The sequence below is a fragment of the Streptomyces achromogenes genome, assembly GCF_030816715.1.
In the GTDB taxonomy this organism is placed as follows: Bacteria; Actinomycetota; Actinomycetes; order Streptomycetales; family Streptomycetaceae; genus Streptomyces; species Streptomyces achromogenes_A.
The window spans coordinates 4795239-4806993 of sequence record NZ_JAUSYH010000001.1 but is presented as its reverse complement, the minus strand read 5'-3'; the positions used below and the strand labels follow the sequence as shown (position 1 = coordinate 4806993).

11 protein-coding genes are annotated in these 11755 nt (G+C 73.2%); 1 reads left to right on the top strand and 10 read right to left on the bottom strand.

The annotated features are described in order from the left end of the window. Positions 1-65: 65 nt before the first annotated feature. The 9 genes from QF032_RS21640 to QF032_RS21600 all read right to left on the bottom strand — a co-directional run bounded on the left by QF032_RS21640 (position 66) and on the right by QF032_RS21600 (position 7538). The gene (locus tag QF032_RS21640) at positions 66-872 is read right to left on the bottom strand and encodes a Crp/Fnr family transcriptional regulator (RefSeq protein WP_307044875.1); all 807 of its coding nucleotides are present in this window, start codon (positions 870-872) and stop codon (positions 66-68) included. Between the two features lie 257 nt (positions 873-1129). Beyond that, positions 1130-1909: a calcium-binding protein gene (locus QF032_RS21635; protein WP_307057124.1), complete on the bottom strand. Its 780-nt coding sequence runs from the start codon at positions 1907-1909 to the stop codon at positions 1130-1132. A 148-nt stretch (positions 1910-2057) separates the two neighbouring features. After that, positions 2058-3491 (bottom strand): DUF2252 domain-containing protein, encoded by a 1434-nt coding sequence (locus tag QF032_RS21630; protein ID WP_307057121.1) that lies wholly within the window; start codon positions 3489-3491, stop codon positions 2058-2060. Between the two features lie 148 nt (positions 3492-3639). Next, positions 3640-4029 (bottom strand): hypothetical protein, encoded by a 390-nt coding sequence (locus QF032_RS21625; protein ID WP_307057119.1) that lies wholly within the window; start codon positions 4027-4029, stop codon positions 3640-3642. 186 nt (positions 4030-4215) lie between these two features. Continuing rightward, positions 4216-4449, bottom strand: coding sequence for a ferredoxin (locus QF032_RS21620; protein WP_307057117.1), 234 nt, complete (start codon positions 4447-4449; stop codon positions 4216-4218). A 25-nt stretch (positions 4450-4474) separates the two neighbouring features. Next, a complete protein-coding gene (locus QF032_RS21615; protein WP_307044867.1) occupies positions 4475-5005 on the bottom strand; it encodes a hypothetical protein in 531 nt (176 codons plus the stop codon). 228 nt (positions 5006-5233) lie between these two features. Beyond that, positions 5234-5650 carry a luciferase domain-containing protein gene (locus QF032_RS21610; RefSeq protein ID WP_307057115.1) on the bottom strand — a complete coding sequence of 139 codons (417 nt, stop codon included), beginning with the start codon at positions 5648-5650 and terminating at the stop codon, positions 5234-5236. Positions 5651-5763: 113 nt separating this feature from the next. Then, positions 5764-6480, bottom strand: coding sequence for a TIGR03943 family putative permease subunit (locus QF032_RS21605; RefSeq protein ID WP_307044863.1), 717 nt, complete (start codon positions 6478-6480; stop codon positions 5764-5766). Then, entirely contained in the window at positions 6477-7538 is a 1062-nt protein-coding gene (locus QF032_RS21600; protein ID WP_307057113.1) for a permease, read from the bottom strand. The genes QF032_RS21605 and QF032_RS21600 overlap by 4 nt, the downstream gene beginning before the upstream one ends. A gap of 242 nt (positions 7539-7780) precedes the next feature. On the opposite strand from QF032_RS21600, the gene QF032_RS21595 reads away from it, so the two are divergent. Beyond that, complete coding sequence (locus QF032_RS21595) at positions 7781-9715, top strand: NAD-binding protein (RefSeq protein ID WP_307050228.1); 1935 nt, start codon at positions 7781-7783, stop codon at positions 9713-9715. A gap of 70 nt (positions 9716-9785) precedes the next feature. On the opposite strand, the gene QF032_RS21590 is transcribed toward QF032_RS21595, so the two are convergent. Then, positions 9786-11609: a S9 family peptidase gene (locus QF032_RS21590; RefSeq protein WP_307044861.1), complete on the bottom strand. Its 1824-nt coding sequence runs from the start codon at positions 11607-11609 to the stop codon at positions 9786-9788. Positions 11610-11755 lie beyond the last annotated feature (146 nt).

The following is an 11755-nucleotide window of genomic DNA, read 5'->3' as shown; positions in this document are numbered from 1 at the left end:
GGGCAGACAGGGCCCACGAAGTGCTGCCCGAGAGGCTAGGAGCGTTCGCGTGGAGTGATCCCGTATCAATACGGGTTGTCGGCCACGACTTTGGCGAATTCAAGCAGTTTCGGAACGTCACAGATGGTTATGTTTCGGTAACTGCGCTCCACCAGGCCTTTGGCGGCCAGGGCGGCCAGACTCTTTTCGGCCGTGTTGAGAGCGAGGCCGGCCAGCGACGCGAGCTCCTTCTGCGTGAGTGTCACCCCAAGATCACACCGCTTGCCGTCACCGTCCGGCACGGGCTGGGCATAGGCCTGACTCAACTCGGCCAGGACCCGGGCCAGTCGGGTCAGCGAGTCGTAGGCCTGGAAATCGATCCGACGCCGGTTGGCCCAGCGCAGCCGGGCGCACAGCATGTGGAGAATGGCCCGCACGGCGTCCGGGTGGTGGGTGAGGAAGGTCTCCAACTCCCTCACCTGGATGATGCGGGCCGTCACGTCGCTGCACGCCACGACCGTGCCGGACCTGGGGCGCTCCTCGAAGGCCGCCATTTCGCCGACCAGGTCACCCGCTATACGGACGGCGAGCAGCATGTCGTAGCCGCTCTCCGTGCTGGCGACCACCTTCACGACACCACTCGTGACCAGCAGGACGTGCCGGCTGTCGTCACCCTGTTGCAGCAGCGCCCGATGCGGCGGATAGGTGATCGGCGTGCCCTGTCTCAGAAGCTCGTCCCGTGTGGCATTGCGCAACCGGCCGAGAAAGGTGGACGGCGGCCACACGTGATTCACCAGCACCCCCGACGATCTCACTTGGCAGCACAGTGGGTCGTTCAAATGCCTGACCATGTTGCCGTCGAATCGTGTCCCGGAAAACAGCCGGGATGGCATGTGGCCTATTTCCTCGCTTCGCAGCCGGAATTGACCGAATGAATCGCCGGGCCCGTCAGCCGGTGGTGGAGTCGCCTTCGTCGCCGTCACCGGAATCCGTCGGAGCCGACCGTCCGGCCCCGCCGCGGTGCAGTGCGGCAGCGAAGGGCGTGGCCTGCAGAACGCGCCGTCGAAGACGGCCAGGTGCAGACGCAGCGCGCACACGGCAGGCCCCCCGGGTGCTTGGGGGGCCTGTGTGTGGGCTGGGTGGGGAGGGGTCAGCGGACGTCGACGTAGTCGCCGGCGGCGGCGATGGCCGGGGCGGTCGACGTGCCGGCGAACCTGTAGCGGAAGTAGCCGTCCTGGGACGCCTTGACCGTCGTCTTCAGGGTGCCCGTCGAGGACGACGTCACCGTCTTGACGTTGGTGTACGTGCTGGAGTTCTTCTTGCGGAACTGCAGGGTCACCTTCTGCTTGGCGTAGCCCGCGTACTTGTTGGTGTCCCAGTCGGCCCGGGACAGCACGCCGGTGACCGTGATGGTCCTGCCCTTCTTGACGGGCTCGGGCGCGGCGTTCGTGGTGAGCCGCGTGTCGCGCTGCACCCGGAACGTGGTGGCCGCGTCCCGGTGGATGTAGTCGTAGTCGTTCGCGGAGACCAGCGTGCCGAGCTTCCAGGTGCCCGCCGCGCTGTTGCCGACGAAGCCGGTCGCCGCCGTCGGGTCGAACGTCAGCGTGCCCGTGCACGTCGACGTGGTGGCGCTCTTCTTGACGCACGTGATGTCGTCGTCCCACACCTGCGCGAAGTTCGGCGTGGGGCCGAAGGCACTGATGTACGTGGTCTTGGCGATGCCGGAGTCGTCCGTCGCGGTCACGGAGACCTTGGCGGACACCACCCTGGTGGTGCCGACCACGACCGGCTTGCCGCCGTTGACGACGACCTTGTCGATCCTGATGTCGCCCGCGCCGCCGTCGGTCGCCTGGGCGGCGGTGGCACCGGTCGCGGTGGCGACCAGCGCGACGCCGGTGCCGAGCAGAGCGAGGCGCATGGTTGCGCGCATGAGTGTTCCCCCTGAGTCGGTGAATCAGGGGGAGCGTACGGCTTTGGCCAACGGTTCGGCACGTTGTTTTCGCCCTGGACGCACGGGAGTTGACGTATCCGGGTGCAATTCACCGCAGTCCGCCGCAGGCCTCCGCAGGCCGCGCGTCTCAAGCCGACTCGGCGCGGACCCGGCCCGTGGCGACGGCGTGGAGCAGGGCCCGGTGGTCGGATTCGTTCTGGTCGGCGTAGAGCTCGGCGAACGTGCTCAGGGCGCGGTCGAAGACGTCGCCGGAGCCCAGGTAGGCGGCGATCGCTATACGGTCTCCGGAGCGGGCGTGGGCGCGGGCCAGGGTGGCTCCGCAGAGCCGGCCGAAGAGGGACATCCGATTCGGCGACATGTTCTCCGGCACGGCGATGCCCTTCCAGTCCCGCAGCTGGCGAACGTAGAAGTCGCGGCGACGGCCGTCGAGGCCGGTGGTGCGTTCCCAGCCCAGGAAGATGTCGCTGGTCGCCTGCATCAGCCGCTGGCCGGCGACGACCCGCTCACCCTGGGTGCGGTGGTCGCCGGCGCCCGCGTAGGGGGCGAGCACGGACTCGTCGGCCTCCTTGGCCTGCAGGAAGAGCGGATCGTCGTCGTCCTTGCCGAGCAGCAGCACGATCCAGCAGCGGGTGCCCACACTGCCCACTCCGACCACCTTGCGGGCGATGTCGGCGACGCGGTAGCCCTGGAGGAGGAACCGGCGGTCGGACTGCAGGGACCCGACGTACCCACTGACGATCTTGCCGATCTCCCGCTCCATCACGTCGCTCTCGGCGCTCGGCAGCAGGTCGGCCAGCCGGACCAGGAGCGGCGGGTCGTTCGCGATCAGCCGCCGGCCGCCGACCACCTGCGTGAGTTTCTCGACGACCTGCAGGTTGTCGTGCTGCCGGGCCCGTTCCCTGGCCTGCCGCCAGCGTTCGCGGTTCTTGGCGCCGAGCTCCGGGGCGTACGTCTCCTGCAGTTCGTCCGCCTCGAAGCGGCTGTACCAGACCTCGAGGTTGCCCATCTGGGCGAAGCCGCGCATCCGTGTCCGGTAGGCCCGCACGGCCGACCGGACCACCGACGCCCGTTCCTTGGAGCTGAAGCCGTTCGCCCGGCCCGCGATGACGAGGCTGGCCGCCAGCCGCTTGACGTCCCACTCCCAGGGGCCGGGCAGCGTCTCGTCGAAGTCGTTGATGTCGAACATCAGACGGCGTTCCGGAGAGGCCAGCAGCCGGAAGTTGAGCATGTGCGCGTCGCCGCACAGCTGGACGCGGATGCCGGTGCGCGGGGTCTCCGCCAGGTCCGCGGCCATGATGGCGGCGGCGCCCCGGTAGAAGCGGAACGGCGACTCGCTCATCCGCCCGTAGCGGATCGGGACGAGTTCGGGGACCCGCTGCGCGGACTGCGCCTCGATGACGTCCACCGGGTCGGTGCGTTTCGGCGGCGGCGTGAACTCGGCGTGCGAGGACCTCGGTACGTCGGCCCGCGCGGCCCTGCCGCGCTCTGCCCGCTCCCTCGGGGTGCGGTGGCGCCGGGCGCCGGAATCGTCACCGACACGGGTCGTGCTGCTCTCGCTCATCTCGGACGCTCCACACGGGGCTCGAAGAGAGGGAAGACAGGAACGAAGGAGGTCGTCCGGCCGGCCGTGCGCTCCGGCGGTCCCGGCCGTCGGCACCCTGCCGTCGGCGGGTGGGGCTGCGGGCCGGACGGGCGACCTGCATCCGTTCTCAACGTATCGCCGCGCCGGGGCTCCGGCGACTCGGCGGCCCGGCGGGCGGCGGCTCGTCGGCCTCGGGGGCGGCGGCCCCGGCGGGCGGCGGCTCGTCGACCTCGGGGGCGGCGGCCCCGGCGGGCGGCGGCTCGTCGGCCTCGGGGGCGGCGGCCCCGGCGGGCGGCGGCACACCCGGGCGACGGCCGAGAAGTGGCGGCGTGAGGGAGGGGCTGTGGCGCCTCTCAGGGGAGCCCTCGTGCGGGCCGTAGGGCCGGCCCCGGGACCGGACCGGCGCGGGACGCCCACGCCGGCCCGCGGCTGGGACGGCCTCGGCGGGCTCGGCGGGCTCGGCGGGCTCGTACGGAAGGTGTCGACCCGACCACGCCAGGGCAGTGATCCCGCTCACACCGGCGAGGCGGCTGAGAAGGAGGCTCCCGCCGGACCAGCCGCCTTGTTAGCCTTGGCCATAGCCCGGTCGCTGGTGCATCCCCCGTCGCCAGCGGCCGGGCCTTGTGCTGCTCCCGCAGCTGCCGTCCCCGCCACACCGCACTCGGCGGCAGTCACCGATCAGCCCCGGGACCGCCGCCGCGGCTCAACGCACCTCGCCTGGCCGGCCGACGCTGATGGCCTGCGACGGGCAGCGTTCCGCCATGGCGCGCACCTCCGGGTCGTCGCCCGTGTGCTCGCGGCCGGGGATCACCGCCCCGAACCCGTCCGCCACGGTGAAGACGGAGGGCACGCGGTAGACGCACTCGCCCGAGCCGTAACACACCGCGGGGTCCACGGACACCCTCGCGCCTGCGGCCCGCGCCCGCTCTGTCTGCATGCCTCCTGCCTGCCCGGCGGGCAGGTCACTCAACCGGGCCGGCCGCCACCGCCATCCAGTGCGCGATGCGGCGCAGCGTGGCCTCGTCGACGTGGTCGACCAGGGTGCGGACGGCCGTCACGTCCTCCGCCGCGAGGTCGTAGAGGCCGGCCCTGCTCAGACCCGCCATGATCACCTGGTGCCGACGGTCCTCCATGCGTTCCACGTGCCGGGCGTGCCCCGCGCCCGGCCCCACCGCAGTGGAAGCCGCGGGATTCGTCGGGGCGGCCGGGGTCACCGATGCCGCGGGCGCCGACGTTTCAGGGCTCGCCGGGGTCGGGTCGAACCGTGCCCACTCCCCGTTCTCCCCCGGGCCCCACAGGTCGACGGCCACCTCCTCGCCCCGGGCGCGTACGGCCTGGGCCATCTCGCCGATCGCGTACAGCACCGGTGTGCGGTCGGGGGATTCGGCGGCCGGCCGCCAGGACCCCGAGGTCGCGTTGCGGAACACCGCCACCCAGCGGATCGGCCCCGGAGGCTGCGGACTGCGGGGAGGACGGGTCGAACGGGTCTCCATGGCGCTCACCCTTCCGTAACGGCGTCGCACGGCACGGCACGGCACTGACGGGCACGAGTGTGCACGGCAGGGGGACCATATCTGACGGATCGTCAGCTCACCAGACACACAGCGGGCACGGCCCCACGGCCCCACGGCCCCACAGCTCGTCCACAGCTCCACAGCCCCACGGTCCGGCGGACGCGCCGCACCTGGACGCACACCCGGGGCGCACAGCCCCGCACACGCTCACTGGACGCAGGGCCGGGGGGCGCCGCCGTCCGCGCCCTCGCGGGTGAGGGTCGCCTCCCGGTGGTCGTTGCAGCGCGGGAGCGGGGCGTCGCCGGCGGCGGGGTGCCTCTGGTGTGCCTGGAGGGCGGCGCTGACCAGCGTCATGAGCAGGTCGATGTCCGTCTCGCACTCCAGGCGGACGGTCACCCAGTGCGAACCCGGCTGCAGCCGGATCGCGGTGGAGTGTCTCAGGTCGCTCTCGAACCGGCGGATCGCGCGGGCCGTGAGATGCAGGTCGACGCTGCGGGCGGAGTGGAAGTGCACGATCTCCGCCCCGGCCGAGCGCAGTGCCCGGCCGGTACCGCAGCTGGGCCGGTCCTCCGCGAGGTCCCGCCAGTTCACCAGTCGTGCCATGGCACGCAAGGCCGCCGTCATGGCCCCATCATGCGGCGCTCACCGCCCGGCCACCAGGGGTTGCGGAAGGGTTCGCCGACCCGGGTGGTCAAGGATCCTTTCGGACGTTCCCCCGGGTACGGTGGCGGCCACGCTCAGTTGTTCCAGGACTCGTCATAGGGGTCCCGCGGCGTCGGAACCGGACGGGCGTCGGTCACCTCGAGGAAGGGGATCGGGCCGCCGTTGACCGGGTCGTGGACGACGCGGGGCGTGTAGACGCCGGTGACGGCCAGCCAGGTGTCCGGCTGGAGGACCGGCGGGATGTGGCCGGTCAGGCCGACCTTGACCGGCTGGGCGTCCGCCGCGCAGCAGTTGAGCGCCATGCGGACCAGGTAGGGAGTGCCGGCGTGGTCCAGGGCCACGAAGCCCGTCAGCCGGACCGTGCGGCCGGCGAGGGTGCGGCCGTGGTCGTAGACGGCGCGGCCCGCGTAGTCGACGACGCTCAGGGGCAGTGGGTCGGCCGTGGCCAGCGGCGGGTAGGCCAGGGGCTCCTGAAGGGCCGTGCCGGTGCGGGTCGCGCTGTACGAGCCCAGGGCGGGCGGGGCGACGAGGATCAGCGCGAGAAGGGGGAGGATCAGCAGCCAGGAGACGCGGGGCTCGGGGTGCGCGTGGCCCTCCGCGTGGCGTCGGCCGGCCCTGCGGCGCTCGTACCAGGCCGTCGCCAGCGCCGTGACGATCAGGACCGCGCCGGCCGCCAGCAGCAGCGGGCGCAGGCCCGCCTTGACGTACCGCAGGTACAGGTCGGTGGCGCCGGCGTGCAGCAGGGCCGCACCGAGCAGGAACAGCACGGCCGACTGGGACTGTCGGTTCACAGCAGCACCCATCCCGTCAGGACCGCCGACGCGATGGCCAGCGCGAAGGTCGCCGGGGCGAAGCGCAGCGCGAAGCCCCGGCCGAACGTGCCCGCCTGCATCGCGAACAGCTTGAGGTCGATCATCGGGCCGACCACCAGGAACGCGAGTCTGGCGGTCAGGGAGAACTGGGTGAGGGACGCGGCGACGAACGCGTCCGCCTCCGAGCAGATGGAGAGGACCACCGCCAGCACGGCGAGGGTCAGGACGGCGAGCGCCGGGTTGTCGGCCGCGGTGCGCAGCCAGCTCTGCGGGGCGACGGCCTTCAGGGTCGCCGCCGCCATCGCGCCCACGACCAGGAAGCCGCCCGCGTGCGTCACGTCGTGCCGGACCGAGTCCCAGAAGGCGGCCCCCCTGGTCTCCCCCTCGTGCGGCGCGTGGGCCGGCAGCCGCAGCCAGTCGGTGCGCCCGAGGCGCTGCCACAGCCAGCCCATCGTGCACGCCGCGACCAGGCTGGCCACGAAACGGGCCAGCACCATTTCCGGGTCGCGCGGGAAGGCCACGGCCGTCGCCGTCAGCACGATCGGGTTGATCGCCGGGGCGGAGAGGAGGAAGGCGAGCGCCGCGGCCGGTGTCACGCCCCGGCGGACGAGGGCGCCGGCCACCGGGACCGACGCGCACTCGCAGCCCGGCAGCACCGCGCCCGCCATCCCGGCGACCGGGACGGCGAGCGCCGGCCGGGACGGCAGGGCGCGGGCGAAGAAGGAGGGCGGCACGTAGACCGCGATCGCCGCCGACAGCAGCACCCCGAGGACCAGGAACGGCAGGGCCTGCACCACCACCGCCACGAACACCGTCGTCCAGCTCTGCATCACCGGCGCGGACAGCGCGCGGCGGATCGGGCTCTGCAGCAGCACCATGAGGAGCAGCAGCAGGGTCAGGACGAGGGGCGAGGTGAGGCGCTTGTCCTCGTGGCTCTCCGGGGTGCGCTCGCCCTCGGGGTTCTCCGGGGTGCGCTCGCCCTCGGGGTTCTCCGGGGTGCGCTCGCCCGTGGGCGGGGCCTCTTCGACGATGGCCACGGGTCGGGCACCTCCGGGTTCCGCGTGCGCGCCGGCGCCGGCTCCGGTGTCCGGCGTGTCCCTGCTGCCGGTTCCCGACCTGCGCCCGCTGCCTGTTTCTGGCATTCCCTCCCCTTTCCTACGGAAGTCCGGCGCCTGGTGTTCACCGACTCCGTGGAACCCGGCGTACCGGTGAGGCAGTCTTCTCCCTCGTGGTAAACCTTCCGAATCAGGGTCAGCCGCCGGGTGCCGCGGGCGCGCACATGGTGGTGTGCGGGGACGACGGTCTGGCGCACCGGCTCGCAGCCGAGCTGCGGGGAGTGTACGAGGAGCAGGTCACGCTCGTCGTGCCGCCCTCCGAGCGTACGGTGCGGCCGCCGGTCGTCGGGCGGGCCCGGGCGGTGTCGGCGGCGCTGCTCGACCGGGTGGTGAGCGCGGCCGTCAACCGGGCGGCGGCCGGCGGCGCACCCGTCCCGCCGGGTGAACCCGTGGGCGGGCAGAGGACGTTGGAGGCCGTCGAGGCCACCGAGGCGGTGCTCGCCGAGGCGGGCGTGGAACGGGCCGCCGCCCTGGCGCTGGTGTACGACGACGACGAGACCAACATCCGGGCCGCCCTCACCGCGCGCCGGCTCAACCCCCGGCTGCGGCTCGTCCTGCGGCTCTACAACCGGCGGTTGGGCCAGCACATCGAGGAACTCCTGGACCAGGCCGCCGCGTTGGCCGCCGCGGCCGACCCAGGCTCCGGGGACTCCGGACGCCACGGGCACTCGGCGTATGCCGGCGGCGACGCGTCGACGACGGTGCTGTCCGACGCCGACACCGCCGCTCCCGCGCTCGTCGCGACCGCCGTCGTCGGCACCAGCAAGGTCGTCCAGACGAACGGGCTGCTGCTGCGGGCCGTCGAGCGGCCGCCGTACGGTCCGGGCGAGGCCGGTGAGCCGGAACGTCCCACGCTCGCGCTGCTGTCGGCGAACGGCGGCGACCCGGCCTTCGCGTACGGTTCCGAGACCAGCGGCGACCAGGGACCCCTGCTGCTGCCCGACGACGCCGCGGTGCGGGAGGCGGCCGCGACCGGCCGGCGCGGGTCGGTCGTGCTGGAGCAGGTCGCCTACTCGGCGGGGCCGGCACAGCCGTCCGGGCGCGGGGTCGGGGTGCGGGCGCCGTTCTCCTCGCTGTTCTCCCGGCGGCTGCGGTGGTCCGTGGCCGGGCTGGTCGGCTGCGTGTTCGCGCTGGCGGTGGCGCTGTGGCTGGTGACCGGGATCCATCCGCTGGGCGCGCTGTACCTGACGCTGCTGGACCTGTTCGCCGTCAACGACCCGGCGATCGGGGCCTCCACCGAGCGGCAGATCCTGCAACTGCTGTCCGGACTGATGGGGCTACTGCTGCTGCCGGTGCTGCTGGCGGCGGTGCTGGAGGCGCTCGGCACCTTCCGAGGCGCGGGGTCGCTGCGCCGGCCGCCCCGGGGACTGGGCGGGCATGTCGTGCTGCTCGGGCTCGGGAAGATCGGCACCCGGGTGCTGGTCCGGCTGCGGCAGCTGAACATCCCGGTGGTGTGCGTGGAAGCCGGGCCCGAGGCGCGGGGGCTCGCGGTGGCGCGGCGGCTGCGGGTGCCGGTGGTGCTGGGGGACGTCACGCAGGAGGGCGTGCTGGAGGCCGCGAAGATCCACCGGGCGCACGCGCTGCTCGCGGTCACCAGTTCCGACACCACGAACCTGGAGGCCGCGCTGTACGCGCGGTCGCTGCGGCCCGATCTGCGGGTGGTGCTGCGGCTGTACGACGACGACTTCGCGACCGCCGTGTACCGCACCCTGCGGGCCGCCCATCCGCAGGCGCTGACCCGCAGCCGGAGCGTGTCACATCTCGCGGCGCCGTCGTTCGCGGGGGCCATGATGGGGCGGCAGATCCTGGGGGCGATCCCGGTGGAGCGGCGGGTGCTGCTGTTCGCCTCGCTCGACGTGGGCGGGCATGCGCAGCTGGAGGGCAGGACCGTCGGGGAGGCGTTCCGGGCGGGGTACTGGCGGGTGCTGGCGCTGGATGCCGGGCGGGGTCGGGCGGGCGCGGGCGGTGCGTCGGGGCTGGTGTGGGATCTGCCGGACACGTATGTGCTGCGGGGGACCGACCGGGTGGTGCTGGCTGCGACTCGGCGGGGGCTGGCGGAGTTGGTGCGGCGTCGGCGGCGAGGGGGGTCGGGGGCATAGGGGTTCGCCTCCGGGCCCACCCCCCTCGCCGCCCCGCCGGAATCGGGGCGCACGTGGGGCGTCCGGGCGGTTACTTCAGGTACTTCAGGTGCTTCTCCGCGAACTCCAGTTCCAGACGGACCTGTTTGATGCGCTCGTCCACCACCAGGGAGCCGTGGCCGGCGTCGTAGCGGTACACCTCGTGCACCGCTCCGCGGGCCTTCAGGCGCTCGACGTAGTTGTCGATCTGGCGGATGGGGCAGCGGGGGTCGTTCACCCCGGCCGAGATGTAGACGGGGGCCCGCACCTTGTCGACGTACGTCAGCGGGGACGAGGCCTCGAAGCGCTCCGGGACCTCCTCCGGGGTGCCGCCCAGCAGCGTGCGGTCCATCGCCTTCAGGGCCTCCATCTCGTCGTGGTAGGCCGTGACGTAGTCGGCGACGGGGACGGCCGCGATGCCCACGGTCCACGCGTCGGGCTGGACGCCGAGACCGAGCAGGGTGAGGTAGCCGCCCCAGGAACCGCCGGTGAGGATCAGCCGGGAGGGGTCGGACAGACCCGAGCCCACCGCCCACTCCCGTACCGCCTCGATGTCCTCCAGCTCGATCAGCCCCACCCGGTGCTTCAGGGCGTCCGTCCAGGCCCGGCCGTATCCCGTGGAGCCGCGGTAGTTGATGCGGACGACCGCGTAGCCGTGGTCCACCCAGGCGGCCGGCGCGGCCGCGAAGGCGTCGCTGTCGTGCCAGGTCGGGCCGCCGTGGATGTCGAAGACGGTGGGCAGCGGGCCGTCGGCTCCCGCGGGCTTCTGCACCAGCGCGTGGATGCGGCCGCCGGGGCCCTCCACCCACACGTCCCGCACCGGGACCGACCCCGGGGACTTCGTCCCGGGCGGGTCGAGGACCACGCCGCCGGCGGTCGAGCGGACGGCCGGCGGCTGGGCGGCCGACGACCACAGGTACTCCACGCTGCCGTCCGGCCGGGCGGTCGCCCCGGAGACGGTGCCCGGCGGGGTCGGGATCCGTTCCAGCCGGGCGCTCGCCAGGTCGTAGCGGAACAGCTCGCTGCGCGCCTCGAAGCTGTGCGCGACGAGCAGGCCCGAGCCGTCGGGGTACCACTCGGCGCTGACGTCGCCCGGCAGGTCCAGGGCCAGGTCCGTCTCCGACCCGGTGGCCGTGTCCCAGACCAGGGGCTCCCAGCGGCCGCGGCGCTGGTGGCCGATGAGCAGCCGGGTGTCGCCGTCGACCGGCGCGAAGCCCAGCACCTCCAGGCCCAGCTCCTCGGTCCCGCCCCGGGTGTCGTCCAGCTCGGCGACCGTGGTGCCGTCCGGACGCAGGACGCGCAGCGCCGAGTGCATCGCGTCGCCGTGCTCGGTGTGCTCGACGGCGATCAGCGAGCCGTCGTGGGAGAGGTCGCCGACGCCCGCCGACTCGCGGTGGCGGTACAGCTCGAAGGGGGGCTCGCCGACGCGTGCCACGTGGATCGTGGTGCCCTCCTCGTCCGTGGAGCGGCCGACCACAGCCGTGCGGCCGTCGCGGCCGAGGGCCAGGCCGGCCGGGTAGGAGGCGTCCAGGCCCGGCGCGGCCAGTTCGTCCTCGCCGCCCTCGAAGCGCTGCCGGCGCCAGACGCCGAACTCGTCGCCGTCCTTGTCGTCGAACCACCAGATCCAGGCGCCGTCCGGGGAGAGCACGCCGTCCGTCGTGCCGTTGGCCCGGTCGGTCACCTGACGCTGGTCGCCCGTGGCGCGGTCCCAGGCGTACAGCTCGTAGGTCCCGGTCGCGTTCGACACGAAAAGGCAGTGGTCGGGGGCGTCCTCCGCCCAGTCGGGCAGAGAGACGCGCGCGGCGCGGAACCGCTGCTCCCAGTCCGGCGTCTCCTCGTACGGCTCGGGTGCGTCGGACCCGTTGCTCTCAATCATGGCCCCATATTGCCCGCCCGCGCGGGCAATGAGACGCCACCGTCGTCACCCTTGCGGGACTTCCCACCGACTTCCCACCTGGTTCGCACTCCAGGGCCTCACCCCCCGCCCGGCGGGGGCCCGCGTCCGCCCCGTACCGTGGACGA